Annotated in this window: 11 protein-coding genes; 5 read left to right on the forward strand and 6 right to left on the reverse strand. The window is 74.0% G+C overall.

The window, feature by feature from the left end; genetic code table 11:
* Positions 1-17 precede the first annotated feature (17 nt).
* Complete coding sequence (locus ACIRQ7_RS27320; protein ID WP_404265329.1) at positions 18-3,662, reverse strand: CDP-glycerol glycerophosphotransferase family protein; 3,645 nt, start codon at positions 3,660-3,662, stop codon at positions 18-20.
* Between the two features lie 261 nt (positions 3,663-3,923).
* Between ACIRQ7_RS27320 and ACIRQ7_RS27325 the strand changes: the two genes are divergently transcribed.
* A complete protein-coding gene (locus ACIRQ7_RS27325) occupies positions 3,924-4,613 on the forward strand; it encodes a class I SAM-dependent methyltransferase (RefSeq protein WP_404265330.1) in 690 nt (229 codons plus the stop codon).
* Positions 4,614-4,639: 26 nt separating this feature from the next.
* On the opposite strand, the gene ACIRQ7_RS27330 is transcribed toward ACIRQ7_RS27325, so the two are convergent.
* The 5 genes from ACIRQ7_RS27330 to ACIRQ7_RS27350 form a co-directional block, all read right to left on the reverse strand.
* Positions 4,640-5,581 carry a class I SAM-dependent methyltransferase gene (locus tag ACIRQ7_RS27330; protein ID WP_404265331.1) on the reverse strand — a complete coding sequence of 314 codons (942 nt, stop codon included), beginning with the start codon at positions 5,579-5,581 and terminating at the stop codon, positions 4,640-4,642.
* A gap of 297 nt (positions 5,582-5,878) precedes the next feature.
* Positions 5,879-6,799, reverse strand: a complete 921-nt coding sequence (locus ACIRQ7_RS27335; protein ID WP_404265332.1) for a carbohydrate ABC transporter permease — start codon at positions 6,797-6,799, stop codon at positions 5,879-5,881.
* Positions 6,796-8,202 (reverse strand): carbohydrate ABC transporter permease, encoded by a 1,407-nt coding sequence (locus ACIRQ7_RS27340; protein ID WP_404265333.1) that lies wholly within the window; start codon positions 8,200-8,202, stop codon positions 6,796-6,798. The genes ACIRQ7_RS27335 and ACIRQ7_RS27340 overlap by 4 nt, the downstream gene beginning before the upstream one ends.
* A gap of 16 nt (positions 8,203-8,218) precedes the next feature.
* Positions 8,219-9,637, reverse strand: a complete 1,419-nt coding sequence (locus ACIRQ7_RS27345) for an ABC transporter substrate-binding protein (protein ID WP_404265334.1) — start codon at positions 9,635-9,637, stop codon at positions 8,219-8,221.
* Between the two features lie 331 nt (positions 9,638-9,968).
* On the reverse strand, positions 9,969-13,922 hold the full coding sequence (locus ACIRQ7_RS27350; protein WP_404265620.1) for an FHA domain-containing protein: 3,954 nt from the start codon (positions 13,920-13,922) through the stop codon (positions 9,969-9,971).
* Between the two features lie 492 nt (positions 13,923-14,414).
* Here ACIRQ7_RS27350 and ACIRQ7_RS27355 point away from each other — a divergent pair, with 492 nt between their 5' ends.
* The 4 genes from ACIRQ7_RS27355 to ACIRQ7_RS27370 all read left to right on the forward strand — a co-directional run bounded on the left by ACIRQ7_RS27355 (position 14,415) and on the right by ACIRQ7_RS27370 (position 20,204).
* A complete protein-coding gene (locus ACIRQ7_RS27355) occupies positions 14,415-16,118 on the forward strand; it encodes a serine/threonine-protein kinase (RefSeq protein WP_404265335.1) in 1,704 nt (567 codons plus the stop codon).
* Positions 16,119-16,533: 415 nt separating this feature from the next.
* A complete protein-coding gene (locus ACIRQ7_RS27360) occupies positions 16,534-17,853 on the forward strand; it encodes a protein kinase (RefSeq protein WP_404265336.1) in 1,320 nt (439 codons plus the stop codon).
* Positions 17,854-17,954: 101 nt separating this feature from the next.
* Positions 17,955-19,061: a peptide chain release factor 2 gene (gene prfB, locus ACIRQ7_RS27365; RefSeq protein WP_404265337.1), complete on the forward strand. Its 1,107-nt coding sequence runs from the start codon at positions 17,955-17,957 to the stop codon at positions 19,059-19,061.
* Between the two features lie 348 nt (positions 19,062-19,409).
* Positions 19,410-20,204 (forward strand): hypothetical protein, encoded by a 795-nt coding sequence (locus ACIRQ7_RS27370; protein ID WP_404265338.1) that lies wholly within the window; start codon positions 19,410-19,412, stop codon positions 20,202-20,204.
* Positions 20,205-20,286: the final 82 nt, after the last annotated feature.

Raw genomic sequence — 20,286 nt, forward strand, 5'->3', positions numbered from 1 at the left:
CGGTGACGGGCCCCCGTTCACTGCGCCAGCAGGTCCGCGACCCGGCCCGCCGCCCCGCCGTCGTCCCGGTGGCAGAACGTCTCCCGGAAGTCCGCGTACGCGTCCGCGCCGGCCCGGCCGATCGCCTCCAAGTCACCCAGCGCGTCGATCAGTTCACCCGTCGAGGTGAGCAGCGGCCCCGGCGCCCGGGCCTCGAAGTCGAGGGTGAAGCCGCGCAGCGAGTCGCGGTAGTGCGGCAGGTCCGGGGTCAGGAACAGCATCGGGCGCCCGGTGTTGGCGAAGTCGGCGGCCAGCGACGAATAGTCGGTGACCAGCACGTCCGCCGCCAGCAGCAGCTCGGTGGCGTCCGGGTGGGTGGAGACGTCGCGCGCGAACGGGGCGTGGTGGGCCGGCAGCCGGTCGGCGACCAGCGGATGACTGCGCACCAGCAGGACGTGATCGGTGCCCAGTGCCTGCCGGGCCGCGTCCAGGTCGAGCGGCAGATGCAGCCGGTGGTGGCGGGCGTCGTAGGCGAGATCGTCGCGGGGCGTCGGCGCGTACAGCACCACCGTGCGGCCGTCCGGGATGCCGAGCCGGGCGCGTACGGCGGCAGCGGTGTGCTCGCGGTCCGCGGCGAGCAGCGCGTCGGTGCGCGGCAGCCCGGTCTCCAGCAGCTCGCCGGAGTAGCCGAGCGCGGAGCCCAGCACCGGTGTGCTGTGCCCGTTGGGCGACAGCAGCACGCTCCACTGCCGGTCGGCCCGGGGGCGCGGCGCCAGGTGGGGGAGCCCCGCGCACAGCGTGCCGGCCAGGTCCGCGCCGATCCGCTTGAGCGGGGTGCCGTGCCAGGTCTGGACGACGGTCTGGCCGCTGCGGCGGGTGAACCACGACGGCAGATGGGTGTTGGTGACCACCCAGCGGCTGTGCGCCAGCGCGCCATGCCACTCCGCGCTGCCCACCACCACGGCACGGGCGCTGCCCGGCACCGGCGTCTGCGCGTCGCGGACCGCCCACAGATGCTCCACATCCATGCCCCGGCGCACCAGTTCCTCATGCACGGCGCGCGGCGAGTCCCCGTACGCCCGGCCGCCGAAGCTGCTGTAGAGGACGGTGTCGCGCAGCGGGCGGGAGCGGTGCAGCGGATAGTGCTCCTCGCGCAGGACCCGGCGGCGGTAGGGGCCGCGGTCGGTGGCGGGCAGCGCCGGGCCCGCCGCCACGAACGCCTCGTCGTGCCGGTGCCGGTCCAGGGTGAGCGGCTTGCCGTGGACCGTCCGGGAGGCGGGCAGACCGTCGAGGACGGCGGGCGCGAAGCGGACCGGGGCGTCGAGAGCCGTGCCCAGAGCGCCGCGTTCGCGCAGATGCAGGGTCCAGCGGCCCTCGCGCAGCGGGACCGGGCCGGCCAGCGAGTCGAGGGCGGCCAGCGGCAGCGCGCCGTGGAACCGGCCGTCGTCATGGGTAGCGGGGAAGACCGCCTCGGTGGCGTGCGCACCGTGTTTGAGGACCAGCTCGGTGGCGTGCGGCGCGGCGTCCGGCAGCAGGCCGCCCACCAGCAGGGTGCCGTCCGCGCGCCAGAAGAACCGGTCCAGGAACGGCTGCGGGGTGCGGTCGTGCAGCAGCAGATTCCCGCCGGCACCGGCCGCCACGACCAGCTCGCGGCCGTGCGAGAGCGGATGGGCGACGGGGGCGAGGTCCGGCGCGCAGGCGATCGTGTCGGTGCCGCCGTCGGGCAGTACCAGTTCCGGCAGCCAGGTCTCGGTGTGCGCCGGCGCGATCGCGCGCGGGGCACCGTCACGCGTGGGGCGGGCGGCGGCGAGCGCGTCCAGCCGGATGCGGACGGTGAGGCGGGGCGGGGCCGCGGCGGCCGTCCCGTCCCCGTGGCCCTCCGTCCCCTCCTCCACCGGGAACGACACCACCGTGCCCGTCCCCTGGTGGGTCAGCCGCAGTGCGGACGGCGGCGTACCCGGTGCCGTGACCGTGAGATCCAGCGCGCCGCCCGGCACCGCGCGGTGACCGGCCAGCCGGCGGGTGGGGCGCTCCACGGACAGCCGGAGCCGCCCGTCCGCGTACCGGGGCGTGAGGCGTACCTCCGCCGCGCCGTCCTCCCCGGCCACCTCCAGGGTGCGCGGCGCGGCGCCGGAGCCGGTGTCCGGGGCGCGCAGCGGCGCCGCCCGCACCACCCCCGCCGACGCGACGATCACCCCGACACTCCACTCGCCCGGCTCCCAGCGCCCGCCCCTGCGCAGCCGCCCCGGATCGAGCGCCACCTCGAAGCCCGACCAGTCGTAACAGTGCTGCTCCTGGCCGGAGTCCGCGGTGACCTCCGGCATCGCCACCGGCCGCAGCGGCAGCAGGATCCGGCGCCGCCCCTGGGTCAGCAGCACCGTTCGGAGGTAGCTGTGCCGGGTCGCGGCGTCCAGATTGCGGAGGTAGGCGTGGCCGCGCAGATGCAGCATCCCGCCCCGCCACTCCGCCTCATGGACCTGCGCCCGTACGGGGAAGTCCGCCCGCTCCAACCGCGTCACGCCCGGTGGGAGTGCGAGCGGTGGCGTGAGCGGCAGCACCGCGCGCTTGCGCAGCGGCGGCCCGGCGACGGTGAAGCCGCCCGGGTTGCGGGCCTCGTGGGCGAGCAGCGTGAGCAGGTCGTCGAGCCGTCCGGTGCGGATCAGATACCAGCGCATCCGCAGCTCCACGGACAGCGCGGGGAACAGCCGCGGGTCGACGCGGGCCAGGAAGTCGCGGGCGCAGTCCAGGAAGGCGGTGCGGCACTGCGGTGTGGCCGCCGGCAGCGACTCGACCAGGTCCAGCAGGCCGTCGGTGAGCTGCGCCCGGTCGTAGTCGCTGCGGTAGGCGGTCCAGCGGGGACGGGCCGGGTCGGCGAGGAACGCCCGCACGCCCGCCACCGCCGCGAAGCGCTCCCGTACGGCGCGGACGTCGGTGCGGGCGGGGTGGGCGCGGGGCAGGCGCCGGTAGCAGACGTGTTCGTGCAGGACGTCGACCGCGTCGGCGAGGAAGTGGGCGGGCAGCGTCACCACCGCGTCCTCGCAGAACTCGCCCTCGGGGAAGGCGAGTTCATGGCGGTCCCAGAAGGCGCGGCGGAAGACCTTGTTGCGGGCGAAATGGTCGGACAGCAGCGTGCGGTCGTCGGCGACATGCGTGCGCAGCGCCGTCTCGCGGGCGGCCGGGTGATGCCGGGACTGGCTGCGGCCCGCCGCGCCGAGCAGATAGACATTGCCGGTCGCCAGGTCCGACCCGGACCTCTCCAGCAGGCCGACCAGGTCCTCGTACGCGCGCGGCAGCAGCACATCGTCCGGGTCGAGGAAGGCCAGGTACGCGGTGTGCGGATAGGCGTGCCGGGCGCCGGTGTTGCGCAGCGCGCCGGGGCCGGGCGGCGGGCCGGCGGCGGGGCCGGCCGGCCGGTGGTGGTGGACGATCCGGAACCGCGGGTCCCGTTCGGCGAAGCGGCGGGCGAGGAGAAGCGGCGCGTCCTCCGGGGAGGGGGCGTCGGCCGCGCCGTCGGCGGACGGTTGTGCCGCCCCGCCGGGGTCCTCGGCAAGGCCGGCCGCGACCATGACCACATCCAGATCGGGCAGCGTCTGGGCCGCGACCGACTCCAGGCACTCCTCCATATTCCGCTCGGACCCCTCGATGCGATGGACCGGGACGACGACGGTGAGCCGAGGCTTCATGCGCGCGGACCAAGCCTTTCCGAACAGGCGAATCACGGGACGGGCCGTTCAACTCGCCCATCGGCGGCACGGTCACCGGATCTGCGCTGAAAGGGTGAGGCGGACCGCCGGCGGGGCCCCGGCGGGCGCCGCCGTGGAGGGGAGTTGCGGTGGCCCGGGTCGGCGCGCCGTACGGGCGGGCCCGCTCCGATGCCGTAGACCCGATGCCGTAACCGTCGGCGCCGCCGCGCCGTGCCCCTCAGGGAAGGTGACCGCGACCCGATGTCCGGCCGAACCGACAGCTCCGCCACCACCGGCAGCCCCGAAGCCCCCGCACCCCGCACCGAGAGCGCCCCGCGCGGCCCCCGGAGCGCGGACACCGCCGGCACCGCTCCGCACGCCTCCACCGCGCGGCTGCCCTCCGGGGTGCGTACCGGCGCCGCGCGCCTGCTGCCCGCCGGGGCTCCGTACCGCAGGCAGCTGCGGCGGATCGGCACCGGGCGGGTGCTGGAGATCGGCTGCGGCACCGGCGACACCCTCACGGGCTGCGCGCCCGGCAGCGTCGGCGTGGACCACGACCCGCGGTCCGTCGAACGGTGCCGGGCCCGGGGGCTGACCGCCTACACCGCCGACGCCTTCCTCGCGAGCCCGCACGCCCGGCCCGGCGCCTTCGACGCGCTGCTGTCCGCCCATGTGCTGGAGCAGCTGGACGACGAGCAGGTGGAGGGGCTGCTGCGGGCCTACGTGCCGTATGTGCGGCCCGGCGGCGGCGTGCTGCTGATCACCCCGCAGGAGGCCGGGCAGCGCGCCGAGGAAGCCGCGGTCCGCTTCACCGACTTCCCCCTGCTGCGCGCCTTCGCCCGGTCCGCGGGCCTGGCCGTCCGGCGTACGTACTCCTACCCGCTGCCGCGCTCGGCCGGGAAACTGCTGCGCCGCAATGTGTTCGTGCTGGTCGGGCAGGTGCCGCGGTAGAGGGCGGCACCTGCCCCTTCCCGGCCTCAGCGGCCCGCCGGGGCCTTCCGCTTCCTGCGGGCGTTGACGAGGGCCCGGGTGACGATCGGCGGCAGCAGATCCAGCGCGAGGCCCCGCGCCGGGTGCCGCGGGGCGGGGCGGGCCGCGGACGCCTTCGGCCCGGTGGCGGCCGGCCGCTTGGTTGCGGGCTTCGCCCGGTGGCGGGAGACCGGCTGCTCGGGGTCCGCGGCGGCCTTGGCGCTCAGCCGGATGATCGGGGCGTCGTTGATGTACTGCACTTCGTGCCAGATGCCGCCGGTGGCCTTGATCCACTCCACCAGCGCGGTCCGGTAGGGCTCGGGGTCGCCCCAGGTCCCGTAGAACTTGGTGCCGGATATGCAGATGGGGCGCAGGCCCTCGTTCGCCACGGCCTGCCAGGTGGCGGCGGCGACGCCGGGGCAGTGCTCGGCGCGGTAGTCGTCCAGCGCGACGACCCCGTCGTCCTTGAGCAGCTCGCGCACCGCGAGGATGTCGGCGTGCACATGCTCGTAGAGATGCGAGGCGTCGATGTGCGCGAAGCGCACCGTGTCGTCCTCGACATGCTCACGGATGATCGAGGTGAGGCCCTGCAGGACGGTGGGCAGCTCGTCGTGGAACGAGAGGTAGTTCGCCTCGAAGGCGCGCCGGGTCAGCGTCGAGTAGGACCGCTTCATCTCCTGGGAGTTGGAGTCGTCCCCGGCGGGGGAGTCGAAGAGGTCGCAGACCGTGAAGCGCTCGTCCTCGCCCAGCCGGGCCCCCAGGAAGATCGCGCTCTTGCCCATGTACGCGCCCAGTTCGAGCAGGTCGCCGGACGCGGACCGGTCCCGCTGATGCGCGAGGAACCAGTCGAAGAGCAGCTGGTCGGTGGTGAACAGCCAGCCCTTGACGTCGGACAGCCGGGTGGGGCGCGGGAGTTGTTCGGCACTCTGGTCTGCGGTCGGGGCAGTCATGTGCGGTCCGTCTCCAGACGATCGGGAATCCATGGCGATGTGCACGCGTGGAGATACGAAAGGTGAGGCGCGGAATCTGCTGTTGTGGAGGAGCCCGGCGCCTGGCCGGTTGCTCGCCGGCACGAAACCCGCGCGGGCCCGCCGTGCCCCGGCCCGCCACGGGAACGTACGCACACCGTCGGCAGAGTCCACGACGAACCCCTGGCGCACCCTGCGTGTCACGCGGTGAGCGTCATCGGCCGCCATCGTAGGCAAAGCGACATGAACGGAAGATGGCGTGGCGGCACCGTGTTCCGGTTACTTCACCGCGCCCGCCATCACGCCGGAGACGAACTGCCGCTGGAAGGCGAAGAAGACGATCAGCGGCACCACCATCGACACGAACGCCCCCGGCGCCAGCACATCGATGTTGTTGCCGAACTGCCGCACCTCCTGCTGGAGGGCCACGGTCACCGGCGGACTGCCGCTGTCCGCGAAGATCAACGCGATCAGCATGTCGTTCCACACCCACAGGAACTGGAAGATCCCCAGCGAGGCGATCGCGGGCCCGCCCAGCGGCATCACCACCCGCGTGAACAGCCGCAGTTCGCCCGCCCCGTCCAGCCGGGCCGCCTCCAGCAGCTCGCGCGGAATCTCCGCGAAGAAGTTGCGCAGCAGGAACACCGCGAACGGCAGGCCGAAGGCCGTATGGAAGAGGATCACCCCGGCCGTCGTCTCGAACAGCCCGACCGCTCCGAAGAGCTTGGCCACCGGGATCAGCGCCACCTGGACGGGGACCACCAGCAGCCCCACGACGACCAGGAACCAGGTGTCCCGGCCGCGGAAGTCCATCCAGGCGAAGGCGTAGCCGGCCAGCGACCCGATGACGACCACCAGCACCGTCGCCGGCACCGTGATCGCCGCGGTGGTCAGCAGCGAGCCCATCACCTTGTCGTTGGACAGCAGCTGACTGTAGTTGTCCCAGGTGATCTGGGCGGGTTCGCTGAAGACCTGCCACCAGCCGGACTCGGCGATCTGCTGCGGGCTGCGCAGCGACGACAGCAGCAGCCCGATGCTGGGCATCAGCCAGAAGAGGGCCACCAGGATCAGCGCGATCCGCAGCACGCCGCCGCCGGTCCGGGCCGCGAGCCGGGTCGCCCACGACCGCTCGGGCCGTACGGCGGGTGCGGCGGAGGTGTCCGCGCGCCCGCCCGGGGCGACACCGTCCACGGTCGTCATCGGCGACGCTCCTTCCGTATGCGCCGGAGATTGACGTACATCACCGGCATCACGAGCAGCAGCAGGAATACGGCGATCGCACTCCCCAGGCCCTCGTCGACATCCGTACCGAACGACGACTGGAAGAGCTGGAGCGCGAGCACATTGGCGGACCTGACGCTGGCGCCCGGCGCGATGATGTAGACCAGATCGAAGATCTTCAGGACATTGATCATGAGCGTGACCAGCACGACCACCAGGACCGGTGCCAGCAGCGGCACCGTGATCCGCCGGAAGACCTGCCATTCGCTCGCGCCGTCCACCCGCGCCGCCTCCAGCAGCTCCCGCGGCATCCCCGCAAGCCCCGCCGCGATCAACACCATCGCGAACCCGGCCCACATCCAGACGTAGCTGCCGATGATGGCCGGAGTGACCAGGGACGGCCCCAGCCAGTCGACGCCCTGATAGGCCTCGGCGAAGTTCGCGGCGGGCAGCCGGAGCCGGGCGCCGTCGGCCTTGCCGGCGGGCAGCGCGTACGTCCCGTCGGCCGCCGTCGTCGCGGAGGCGACCACCCTGCCGCCCTTGACCGCCTCGACCGTCAGCCCGGCGAGCGCCTTCTCCTTGGCGTCGATGACGTCCATCCGGCCACCGCCGCCGCGGGTGAAGTCCAGCCAGACGGTGCCGGTGATCCTGCCCGGCCGCGGTGTCGCGGCCGCCGCCGGCTTCGCCGTGCGGACATCGTCCTGCTGGACGGCGACCAGCGGCAGATTCACCGACGACGCCGGACCCCCGGCGTGCACCGGCGACTTCGTGGTGAAGGCGCCGCCGCCGGAGGGCCGGAGGGCGGCGGTGGGCCGCGGTTTGGCGCCGGGGAACGGCGCCGGCTCGGCGAAGGTGTCGTGCACGCTCGTCCACACCGCGTTGGCGACGCCGCGCTCCGGATCCTGGTCGTAGACCAGCCGGAAGATGATGCCGGCCGCCAGCATGGAGATCGCCATCGGCATGAAGACGATCAGCTTGAAGGCGGTGCCCCAGCGGATCCGCTCGGTCAGCACCGCGAAGATCAGGCCGAGCGCCGTCGACACGGTCGGCGCGACCACGACCCAGATGATGTTGTTCTTCAGCGCGGTACGGATGCCGTCGTCCGAGAACATCTCGCCGTAGTTGCCCAGCCCGACGAATCCGTCCCCGGACGCGTCGAACAGACTGCGGTAGACGGAGAACACGATCGGATAGACGACCAGCGCGCCCAGCAGCACCAGGGCGGGCAGCAAGAACGCTGCCGCGACCCAGGGGCGGGTGCCCAGCAGGCGGCTGCCGCGCCGCTTTTGCGGGGCGCGCCGGGTGCCGCCGGCGCCCGCTGGGTCAACGGCCTCTGCGCCACCGGCCCGTATGCCACCGTCCGCGGTGTCGCGGCCCGTCACGTCACGGCCCTCCATCTCACTGTCCGAACGACTTGGCGGCGTCCTTCTCCAGCTGCGCCTGGGCGCCCGCGATGTCCTTGGGGCTCTTCAGGAAGTCCTGCAGGTCCTTCCACTCGCCCTGGCCCGGCTTGCCGCCGAAGGAGGCCGGCGCCTGGTCGGACATGTCGAAGCGGAAGTCGTCGCCCGCCGCGATCAGCGCCTTGGCGATCTTGCGCAGCACGTCGTTGGCGTACGCCGCCTGGTCCAGCTTCTTGTTGGGCGAGATGAAACCGCCGGCCTGCGCCCAGATCTTGGCCGCGTCCGTCGACGCCAGGAAGGTCAGCAGCGCCTGTGAGGCCTTGCTGTCCTTGAGCGCGACGGCCACATCGCCGCCGGTCACCACCGGGGACTCGGCACCCACCGCCGGGAACGGGAACACCTTGGCGTCCGTGCCGACCTTGGACTTGGTCTGGGTGATGTTGGCGGCGGCGTAGTCGGCCGAGGAGACCATCGCGGCCTTCGGGGTGTCGCCGCCGCTGAAGGTCTGGGTCACCGACGTCGGGAAGTCCGTCTGCAGCGCGCCCGCATTGCCGCCCGCGAGCAGATCCTTCCGTCCGAAGAGCTGGCCGAGGGTGGTCAGTGCCTGCTTGACGGACGGATCGGTCCACTTGATCTTGTGCTGCGCCAGTTGGTCGTACTTCTCGGGGCCCGCCTGGGAGAGATAGATGTTCTCGAACCAGTCGGTGAGCGTCCACCCGTCCGAACCGCCGACCGAGACCGGCTCGACACCGGACTCGGCGAGGGTCCGCGCGGTGGTGAGGAAGTCCTTCCAGGTCTTCGGCTCCTGGGCGCCCGCGTTCTCGAACGCCTGGGTGTTGTACCAGACCAGCGATTTGTTGCTGGCCTTGAAATACACGCCGTACGGCGTGCCCTTGTGGGCGCCGAGGTCCTGCCAGCCCTTGGTGTAGTTCTTGGCGAGCTGCGCCTTGGCCGTCGCGCCGAGCGGCTTGAGCCAGCCCTTCTGCGCGAACTCGTTGAGCACGCCCACCTGTTGGAGCATCGCCACGTCCGGCGGACCGCCGCCCGCGATCTTGGATCCGACGAAGCCGGCCATGTCGTCGCCGCTCGGCACGAAGTCGACCTCGGCGCCCGTGCGCTCCTCGAACTCGTCGAGCACCTTGACGAAATTCTCCCGCTCAGGGCCCGTCCAGACCGCGGTGACCTGGAGCTTCTGGCCCTTGAGGCGGGGGAGTTCGACCGTGGGCGCGGTGCTGCCGCCCCGGCCGCCACCACCGTCGTCGTCCTTCGTGCCGCCACCGCTGCCACAGGCGGCGAGCGCGAGGGCCAGGGCAGCCGTCGCCGCGAGTGCGGTGGTGGTGCGTGTGGTGGCGCCCCGTGCCGTCCCGGCGCGTGTGGTCCTGGCGCGTGCGGCCGTGCGGTCGAGTCGTGTGCGCATCCCCGTAGCCCCTTATCGCTGCGCCTGCCGTGCCCTGCGGTGGTGCCGAGCGTGCCGAGCGGTGGTGCCGATCGATGGTGCGTGTGATGCCGCGGCGCGTGGTGTGGTGCGCCGGCGTCGTCCGGCCGCCGCGCGGTGCCGGTGCCGGTGCCGATGCCATGACGTCGCCGCGCCGCGGTGCGCAGCGCGGTTCGCGGTCGCGCCGTGCGGGTGTGCGACAGTCCTACGCCCTGATCACCGGCGCCGCAATACCGCGATCCACGTCAACCCGCCTTTCGTGATGGTGCTGTTACGGGGCGGGGGAGGGGACGGCGTCGCCCCGCCCCCTCGCTCACAGCAGCGGCGGTGCGGACGCGGCGCCCGAGGACTGGGCGGCCCGCTGGAGCGCGCTGGCCAGCAGGGCCAGGTCCGTCGGGCCGTTGCCCAGCTCACGCAGCGGACGCCGGGCCGGCGGGTCACCCATCCGCTGCCACTCCAGCGGCACGACCGTCGGCCGCAGGGTGGAGGTCCGGGGAATCCGTCCCGTCACCCGGCCCGCCTGGAACGGGGTCGAGGAACCGTCCTGCGCGCGGTGCAGCCGACCACGGCCCGGCGGCACCGGGTCCGCCGGGTCAAGAGCGCCGGAGGCCGCCCCCAACTGGACGCGCAGACCGGCACGTTCACTCGTCGCGGTGTCGGCCGTACGGTCCGGATGGCCGGTCGCCGCTATCAGATGGACGCCCAGCGCGGCGCCGTCCCGGGCGACCGCCTCCAGGGCCCGCACCACGGAACCGGCCGACGGCCGGCCGGTGCTGCCCAGCGCCGGGGAGACCAGCGCGTCGAAGTCGTCGACCAGCACGAACAGCCGCGGCATCGGGACCGCCTCGCTGTCCGCCGGCGGCTCCGCCTCGCGCGAGCGCAGCCGCAGCGTCCGCGTCGTCATCGGATCCTGCTCGCCGGCCGGCGCACCGGTGGTGCCCTCGGTCGTACGCCGCGGCGCGATGATCCGCGGCGCCGGCAGATGCTTGGCGCGCCACTCGGCGAACGGCGTCCCGGCCAGTATTTCCGCGCGCCGCTTCAGCTCCGAGGACAGCGCCTGCGCGAACTCCCGCATCCGCACCGGATCCGAGGCGGCGAGATACGTCGTGACATGCGGCAGGTCCGTGCACACCCGCAGGCCCTCACCGCGCTCGCTGCCGCCGCCGTCCACCAGCACCACCGACAACAGATCGGGACGGTCGGCGGCGGCGAGCGAAGCGGCCAGCGAACGCAGCAGCTCGGTCTTGCCGGTGGCCGCCCCGCCCTCCAGGAGGAGATGCGAGCCGTCGCAGGCGAGATCGGCGCTGAGCGGGCCGTGCGGACCGGCGCCGAGCACGGCGGGGGCGCCGGCCCGGTCGGTGTCCAGGGCGGCGGCCCAACGGGCCATCAAGGAGGCCGGGGTCGCGCGGGCCAGCCCCAATTCGTCCAGCAGCCGGGAGGATTCGGGCAGCGGAACGGCCGCGCGATGCACCGTGGTGCCGCCGACCGTGGCTGTCGCGTCGGCCTCGCGCAGCGGCGCCAGCGCACGGGCGAACCGCTCGGCCCAGGCGACGGAGACCGCGTCCACCGTCGCGACCGTGCCGTTCGGCCCGGAACCCGGCTGCACGACGCGCAGCGCCGTCGCGACATCGCCGCTGAGCACCGCCACCGCCCCGCACTCCCCGAACGCCGGCGACGCCCGCCGCGCCGCCTCATACGTCGCGGTCAACGGGAAGGCCGGCGAAGCGGCGGGCGTCTCCGCCAGACAGACGAGGTGGATACCGGCCGCCGCGCCGCCCGCCGCGAGCCGGGCCGCCGTCTCGCGCAGCGCCGACGAACCGAGGTCGCCGTCCACGATCACGAGGGTGAACGGGCCGCGGTGGCGGGCGGCGGCGGAGGCGACGTCCGCGCGGTCGGCACTGGCCCAGCCGGGCCCCAGCACTCCGTCGTCCAGCCGGCGCACCAGCTCGGACGTACGCGCCGCGGCCTGCTCCTTGTCGTAGGCGAGCAGCAGCCGGCAGTCCTGGCCATGGGCCGGGCGGACCTGCGGCAGCCAGCCCAGCCAGGACCAGTCGGCCACCCGCTCCTCGGCGCTGCGCGACCGGTCCGTGCTGATCAGCACGATCTCAAGGGTGCCGGGGGCGTGCAGGGCGGCGAGCTGGGCGATCGCGGAACGGGCCAGCCCGGCCAGCCGGGCACGCGGTCCGGCCAGCCCGAGGGAACCGGCCCGGCGGAGCTCCACGGTGACGGGCACGGCGGCCCGGCCACCGCCGCGGCTCGCCGTCCCCAGTCGCACCGTCAACGCGTCGGGGTGCTCCTGGCCGCGCTCCCAGAGCCGGGGGCCGGGGCCGAGCGCGGTCAGCAGCACCGCGGCGGCATCCGGCCAGCGTTCATGGGCCGCGGGCCCCGAAGGCGCCGCGGCCGCTGCCTCACCGGCGCCGGCCGGGAACATCCCGCCCGCCCCCTCGCCCGGCGCCTCGGGCACGGGCGCCGGGACATCCGCCGACTCCTCCAGGGCGGGCCTGCCACCGGCCAGCCGCCGCGCCCACGCACCGATCCCGCCGCGCCGACCGCCCTTACGGGCCGGTCCCTCGGAGGGCGCCAGCTCCTGCTGACCGCCGTGCGTCAGCTCCTGCGCCCCGGCCGGAACGCCGAGCGCCCGCTCGCGTACGCCCGGACCGGTGCCGTCCTCCGGGGTGCCGGGGGCGGTGGTCCCGTGGGCCGGGGTGCGGTGTGCCGGGCCGCCGGGCGCCGGGTCGTCGTACGCCGGGCCACCGGGGGCCGCGGTGGTGTGCTGCGGGCCGGTGTACGGGGAGCCCGGGTGGCCGGGGCCGCCCGGACGGGGGACGCCCGAGGTGCCGTGGCCGGTGCCGTACGCCGGGGTGCCGCGCAGCGGGGTGTCCCTGCGGGTCGGACCTCCCTGCTGGGCGCGGGCGGTGTGGGCGGACCTGGGCGAGGGGACGGCGGACGCCCCGGCGGCTCCCCCCGCGGACGGCCCGTCCGTAAGGGGTCCCAGGGGTTCCTGGGACCCGGGAGATGCCGGAGTAACCGGAGAACCCGGTGACGGGGGAGTGTCAGTGCCGAAGACGTCGGCGCCATAGGGGTCGGCCGGGCCGTCCCAGGAACCCGGAGCGCGCGGTACGTCGGCCATGCCGGGGCGGGCCGCCACACCCGGATCGCCGGGGACGCCCGGATGGCCCGAAGCGGCCGTGCCGGCGGTGTCCCCGGGCCGTGTGTGCCGGGGGCGTCCTTCGGGGAAGCGCTGGTAGGCGTCCGGCCGCCCGGCCTCCGGGACGGGCCACGCACCGGCACCCGGACCGGCGTCGCCCGGCGGCGCGAACCGAGGCCCCGAGGGCGCGGCCTCCTCCCCAGGGAGGCGCGGGGAAGCGTGCGGCACCTGCGCGCCCCGCGGTGTCTGCGGGCCCCGCGCCCCCGCGCCGTATCCGCCGGGGGAGCCGTCGTCGTACGCGCGGTACCTGTCGGGTCCGCCCCGCGCGTCGGCCTCGTCGGCCCCATAGGCCCCATGGGCCCCGTCGTGTCCGTCGTGTCCGTCGTGGCCGTCGGACCGCGCCTGCTCCTGCCGTGCCGCCGCCGCGCCGTCGTCCGAGGGGGCAGGGGAGCCGGCCCCCTCCGGGGCGATCCGCAGCTGGCCCTCGCCGTCGGGGGTGGCCGGCAGCACCGGGTCCGGGGCATCGGGGGAGGCCTGGAGAGCCAGGGCGGATTCGCCGATCCGCAGCAGGGCGCCGGGGCGGAGCGGGACGGGCTGTTCGCCGAGGTCGGTGCCGTCGACGGCGGTGCCGTTCGTGGAGTGCAGGTCGGCGACGAGCACCGAGCCGTCCGGCTCGACCGTCACCGCGCAGTGCAGCCGGGAGACATCCGGGTCGTCGAGGGGGACATCGGCGTCGGCGGAGCGGCCGATGCGGATCTGGCCGCCGTGCAGCAGATGGACGCCGCCGGCATCCGGGCCCGAGATGACCCGCAGCCGGGCGGGGCCGTGCGGCAGGCCGTGCGCCGGGGCGGGGCCGGGGCCCTGGAGGGACAGCACCGCGCCGTCGATCAGCGGCGGCTCACCGATCGCCGCGCGCTGCGGATCGAGCCGCTCGGCCCCCGCGAACAGCACGACCGGGCCGCTGCCACCGCCGGTGTCCGCTCCGGCTCCCGCCACCGAAGCGGCGAGCGCGCCGGCCACCGAGGCCAGCGCGGTCCCGGCGGGGGCCGTCACGAGCACGTCGCAGGCCCGGGTGGTGTGGCCGCTGCGCGGCCCGAGGACGGTCAGCCGGATCTGCATCGCCGTCAACGGTCCCTTCTGCCGGGAATCCGGCAGGGGCTGCGCTCACTCCCCCGCCATCGCCCGAGCACGTCGGCACGTACATGTCCCTAGTGCACGTCGCGACAAAGACCGCGCGCCCCCACCGCATGCGTGCTGGATGCATCCTCGCACCTGCCGCTGACAACACGCCCGTCGACCGCCACTCAGTGATCTTGATTGGTCTTCCCCGGGCCAAAAACAGCCTGGTTGCGTGCCGTGTACGCCTGATTCGGATCTCCGTGATCAGCTGCGGCGACGGCTGCGGGCGGCGAAATGGGGCACGGCGGCCCGTTCGGGGCCCGTCTCCCGCCCTCTTGGCAACCATCTGTCCGGAACTCACGTCTTTCCCGCAAGCCCCGCCGCCGCTGTCGATCGGATCGACTTGTACGACGGCCTACAGTGGGGCGGACGGACCGCGAGCTGACCCAGCGGACCGGGCAAGAAGATCCACACGACCAGGGAGCGCATGACGTGCGGCCGGTAGGCAGCAAGTACCTGCTCGAGGAACCGCTGGGACGCGGCGCCACGGGCACCGTCTGGCGTGCCCGCCAGCGGGAGACGGCCGGCGCCGAGGCGGCCGTGCCAGGAGAGCCCGGCGAAACGGTCGCGATCAAGGTCCTCAAGGAGGAGCTGGCGCACGACGCGGACGTGGTGATGCGCTTCCTGCGGGAGCGCTCCGTCCTGCTGCGGCTGACCCACCCCAACATCGTGCGGACCCGCGACCTCGTCGTCGAGGGCGACATGCTGGCCCTCGTCATGGACCTGGTCGACGGCCCCGACCTGCACCGCTATCTCCGCGACAACGGCCCCTTCAGCCCGGTGGCGGCCTCGCTGCTCACCGCGCAGATCGCCGACGCGCTGGCCGCCAGCCACGCCGACGGCGTCGTGCACCGCGACCTCAAGCCCGCCAACGTCCTGCTCGCCGGTTCGGACGCCGACGGCGAGATGCACCCGATGCTGACCGACTTCGGCATCGCGCGCCTGGCCGACTCCCCGGGCCTGACCCGCACCCACGAATTCGTCGGCACCCCCGCCTATGTGGCGCCGGAGTCCGCCGAGGGCCGCCCCCAGACCTCCGCCGTGGACATCTACGGCGCCGGCATCCTGCTGTACGAACTGGTCACCGGGCGTCCGCCGTTCGCCGGATCGACCGCCCTGGAAGTGCTGCACCGCCACCTCAGCGAGGAGCCGCGCCGCCCCGGCTCGGTGCCCGAACCGCTGTGGACGGTCATAGAGCGCTGTCTGCGCAAGCGGCCCGAGGAGCGCCCCAGCGCCGAGAGCCTGGCCCGCGCACTGCGCAGCCTCGCGCCCGGCATCGGGGTGCACGCGACCCCGGCCCAGGCCGAGGCCGCGCTCGGTGTGGCCGCGCTGCTCGCCCCCGACCCGGCGCCCGCCGCGGTCCCGGACACCGGCCGGACCGGCGACGCCGACCCCACCCAGGCGCTCCCGTCCCATGCCGGCTCCTACGACCCGGCCGCGGCCACCAGCGTGCTGCCGGCCACCGGCGCTGCGGGTGGTCCGGGCGGACCGAACCCCGGCCAGGCGCAGCAGGGCTTCGCCTCCCAGGGCTTCGCCTCGGACGGCTACGGCCAGGGCGGCGGCGACCCGACCCGGGCGATGCCGCCGGTGCCCCCGGGCCCGCCCGGCGGGGACCCCGACGGGCCGCACCCGTGGGAGAACCAGATGCGGGCGGCCCGCGACCGCAACGAACAGACCCAGGTCCAGTACCTGAACCCGGACGAGGACCCGCTGCGCCGCCGCCCCCAGCGCCGTCCGGCCGGTCCGCCGCCGCAACAGCAGCCGCAGCAGTACCAGGGGCAGCAGCAGCCCCCGGCGCCGTACGCCCAGCAGCCGCCGCAGGCGCAGCAGCGGCCCCCGGCCCCGCAGCGCCGCCAGGAGCCGCCTCCGCAGCGCTACGAACCCGAGCGCCCGCCGGCCCGGGAGCCGCGGCCGCGGCGTGAGCCCCGCCAGCGCAGCGCCAACCCGATGCGGATCCCGGGCCTGGGCTGCCTGAAGGGCTGCCTGCTCGTCCTGGTCATCCTCTTCGTGGGCAGCTGGCTGGCCTGGGAATACGGCCCGTTCCAGGAGTGGTTCGGCACGACCAAGAGCTTCTTCAGCCAGATCTCGGACATCTTCACCAGCGTGAAGGACTTCGTCCAGGGGTTCGGTAAGTAGGCGCTCCGCTGAGGGGCCCGCGCGGGCCCCTCAGCAAGACTCCCGGGGGCGGAGCGGCGAAGCGGCGGCGTACGGCCGCCTCGCGCACGGTGAACTCCCGTAGCCCGTCGGCGCCGTGAACCCTGCCGAAGCCCGGCTTCCCGGCCGGCGGCGCGACGCCGACGACGCGGTGGCCGGGCCGTCGACGCGACGCCCGGCCCACCACCCCGGCGCCGGTCTCCGCGGTCGGTGCCGGAGCGAACCCGGCGACGGCGCGCGGGTAACCCTGTGGATTTGTCGACACCTGGCGGTCGAATTCCTGTACAGATGTGAAGGTTGCTGCCTTCCTGGGCACTGAACCCTCCGGCACCCGCGTAGCTTTGACGCCAACTTCAGTCCCGGCAGGACGCTCGGGGCCCGACACGTCGGAGCAGTCTTGGCACGGAAGATCGGCAGCCGGTACACCGCTCACCAGATCCTGGGGCGCGGCAGTGCCGGCACGGTATGGCTGGGCGAGGGTCCCGAAGGGGCCGTGGCCATCAAGCTGTTGCGTGAGGATCTCGCCTCCGACCAGGAGCTCGTCGGCCGCTTCGTGCAGGAGCGTACGGCGCTGCTGAGCCTGGACCACCCCCAAGTCGTCGGCGTCCGCGACCTCGTCGTCGACGGCAACGACCTCGCCCTCGTCATGGACCTCGTCCGCGGCACCGACCTGCGCACCCGCCTGGAGCGCGAGCGCCGGATGGCACCCGAGGCCGCCGTGGCGATCGCCGCCGACGTCGCCGACGGCCTCGCCGCCGCGCACGCCGCGCGGATCGTGCACCGCGACGTCAAGCCGGAGAACGTCCTGCTGGACATGCAGGGCGCGCTCGGGCCCGGTGGCGCGCACCCCGCCCTGCTCACCGACTTCGGCATCGCCCGCCTCGTCGACTCGCCGCGCCGCACCCTCCCCCAGCCTCCGGGCGGGGGGACCTCCCTCTCGCTTCGCTCGACGAAGGTCATCGGCACCCCCGACTACCTCGCGCCGGAGATCATCGAGGGCCTGCCGCCGCGCGCCTCCGTCGACGTCTACGCGCTGGCGACCGTCCTGTACGAGCTGCTCGCCGGCTTCACGCCCTTCGGCGGCGGGCACCCCGGGGCCGTCCTGCGCCGCCATGTCACCGAGAGCGTCGCGCCGCTGCCCGGCATCCCCGACGAGCTGTGGCAGCTGCTGCTCCAGTGCCTGGCCAAGGCGCCCGCCTCCCGGCTGCGCGCCCCCGAACTGGCCGCCCGGCTGCGCGAGATGCTCCCCGGCCTGGCCGGTATCCCGCCGCTGGACATCGACGAGCCGGACAGCGAGCACCCGGAGGACGAGGACAGCCGGCCGGGCACCGGCTCCGCCTCCCGCGACGAGGCGCTCTACTCCCCGGCCGCCTCCGGGGAGGACACCCCGCCGCGCGGCGCGGTCCCGCTCGTCCAGGGGGCGGCGCCGGACTCCAACCGCGACACCCACACGAGCATGCGGGTGCCGGGCCCGGACGAGCTGGCGGGCGGTGCGCACGGCACCGCGCGGGCCCCGCGGGCGGCCGGTGAGCGCAGAGCGGGGTCGGCCCGGCACCGTTCGTCACCGGAGGCGGTGCGCCGCCGCCGGATCAAGCTGGGCGCGGCCGCCGCGGCGGTGGTCGTCGCCGCGGGTCTCGGCGGCTGGCTCGCCTCGGGCGGCGACGAGCCGGGCGACGCGAAACCAGGCGTCCACCAGCCCGGTCCCGCCGCCCCGTGACCGTCCTCCGGCGGGCGCCCGGCCTGCGGCGGGACCACCCCGGCGGGCCCGTCCCGCCGGGGCCGGGTCACGCTGACGGTCCTAGCCGTTAGGCTGGGTGCGTGGCAGTCGTCGATGTATCCGAAGAGCTGAAGTCCCTCTCCTCGACCATGGGGTCGATCGAGGCCGTCCTGGACCTCGACAAGATGAGGGCCGATATCGCCGTGCTCGAGGAGCAGGCCGCGGCGCCGTCCCTGTGGGACGACCCGGAGAGCGCGCAGAAGATCACCAGTCGGCTGTCCTACCTCCAGGGCCAGCTGCGCCGGGCCGAGGAACTGCGCGGCCGGGTCGACGATCTGGAGGTGCTCTTCGAGCTCGCCGAGGCCGAGGCCGACGACGACGCCCGCGAAGAGGCCGAGGCGGAGCTGACGGCCGTCCGCAAGGCGGTGGACGAGCTGGAGGTCCGCACCCTGCTGTCCGGCGAGTACGACGCCCGTGAGGCGCTGGTCAACATCCGCGCCGAGGCCGGCGGTGTGGACGCCGCCGACTTCGCCGAGAAGCTCCAGCGGATGTACATGCGCTGGGCCGAGCGCCACGGCTACAAGACCGAGCTCTACGAAACCTCGTACGCCGAAGAGGCCGGCATCAAGTCGACCACCTTCGCCGTCCAGGTGCCGTACGCCTACGGCACGCTCTCCGTCGAGCAGGGCACCCACCGCCTGGTGCGCATCTCGCCGTTCGACAACCAGGGCCGCCGCCAGACCTCGTTCGCGGGTGTCGAGGTGCTGCCCGTCGTCGAGAAGACCGACCACATCGAGATCGACGAGTCCGAGCTGCGGGTGGACGTCTACCGCTCCTCCGGCCCCGGTGGCCAGGGCGTCAACACCACCGACTCCGCGGTCCGTCTGACGCACCTTCCGACCGGCATCGTCGTCTCCTGCCAGAACGAGCGCTCGCAGATCCAGAACCGCGCCTCCGCGATGAACGTCCTCCAGGCCAAGCTCCTTGAGCGCCGCCGCCAGGAGGAGCAGGCCAAGATGGACGCGCTCAAGGGCGACGGCGGAAACTCCTGGGGCAACCAGATGCGTTCGTACGTCCTGCACCCCTACCAGATGGTCAAGGACCTGCGGACCGAGTTCGAGGTCGGCAACCCCACCGGCGTGCTGGACGGCGACATCGACGGCTTCCTCGAGGCCGGCATCCGCTGGCGCAAGCAGCAGGAGAAGTAGCCACTTCGCAGCATCGGACAACTGCTCCTCCTCGGAGGGCAGTTGTTTTTTGCTGTGCGGCCGGTGAGTCCCAAGGGGCCGCGTGGTGTGGCGGTTTGGTCACAGTCGTACGTCCATGTATCACCCAACTCCAGGCAATCCGGGCATCGAGACTTTATTCGACCTTGACGATGTTGGGAGAACTGGGAATGGTGGGCGCGGCATGCGTATGTCTGGGGCGCGTGTGTGAACGGGGAGATGAGTGGCCTGTCCGCCGAGAGCGGGGCTGTGACTCGCGTACCCCCATCGGCCGTCGCCCCGTACAGAGATGCTCCATTGACAAGCTCAGCTACTGGGGGTAGCAGGCACATGACGAAGAAGACACGGCTGCGCGTAGCGCGCATCGCTGCCGGTGCGGTGATTGCGGCCGGTGCGTCGCTCACGGCTGCCGGTGTGGCCTCCGCGGCTCCGGCCGACGGCCCGAACCAGGATGGTGGCGGCGGCATCATCGGCGGCATCATCGGCGGGATCTTCGGTGGCACCGACGGCGGGGACTCCTCCGACGGCGGCACCACCGGCGGCGAGATCGGTGGCAGTGACGGCGGCGAGACCGTCGGTCAGGTCGGCGGCGAGATCGGCGGCGACACCACCGGTGGCGAGACGACCGGCGGCGAGATCGGTGGCGACACCACTGGCGGCGAGACCACCGGCGGTGACACCACGGGTGGCGAGACCACCGGCGGCGAGACCACCGGCGGTGACACCACCGGCGGCGAGACCACGGGTGGCGACACGACCGGCGGTGACACCACCGGCGGTGACACCACCGGCGGTGACACCACTGGCGGCGACACCACGGGTGGTGACACGACCGGCGGTGACACCACTGGCGGCGACGACACCACCGGTGGCGACAGCACCGGCACCGGCACGGACAACGAGGGCAGCAAGCCCGTCGAGCAGCCGGGCCAGGGCAAGGAGCAGATCGCTGACACGCCCGGCCAGGCCAAGCAGCAGGCGAAGGGTGGCGAGCTGGCGGAGACCGGTGCCGACGGCACCACCTTCCTGCTCGTCGGCGCGGCGACGATGATCGCGGGCGGTATCGGCTTCCGTCTGCTGCCGCGTCTGATCAACAAGAACGGTGGCGGCGCGGCAGCGGCCTGACGCTGACGCTTCACACGACGAGGGGCCCGGGACGCGGAAATGGCGTCCCGGGCCCCTCGGTGTCTGTGCACACCTCGCGCGA

The sequence above is a fragment of the Streptomyces sp. NPDC101393 genome, from assembly GCF_044767385.1.
Taxonomy (GTDB): Bacteria; Actinomycetota; Actinomycetes; order Streptomycetales; family Streptomycetaceae; genus Streptomyces.

Coding starts and splice junctions, on each gene's coding strand:
- ACIRQ7_RS27320 (WP_404265329.1), bottom strand. CDS start 3,662: ATGAAGCCTCGGCTCACCGTCGTCGTCCCGGTCCATCGCATCGAGGGG.
- ACIRQ7_RS27325 (WP_404265330.1), top strand. CDS start 3,924: ATGTCCGGCCGAACCGACAGCTCCGCCACCACCGGCAGCCCCGAAGCC.
- ACIRQ7_RS27330 (WP_404265331.1), bottom strand. CDS start 5,581: ATGACTGCCCCGACCGCAGACCAGAGTGCCGAACAACTCCCGCGCCCC.
- ACIRQ7_RS27335 (WP_404265332.1), bottom strand. CDS start 6,799: ATGACGACCGTGGACGGTGTCGCCCCGGGCGGGCGCGCGGACACCTCC.
- ACIRQ7_RS27345 (WP_404265334.1), bottom strand. CDS start 9,637: ATGCGCACACGACTCGACCGCACGGCCGCACGCGCCAGGACCACACGC.
- ACIRQ7_RS27350 (WP_404265620.1), bottom strand. CDS start 13,922: ATGCAGATCCGGCTGACCGTCCTCGGGCCGCGCAGCGGCCACACCACC.
- ACIRQ7_RS27370 (WP_404265338.1), top strand. CDS start 19,410: ATGACGAAGAAGACACGGCTGCGCGTAGCGCGCATCGCTGCCGGTGCG.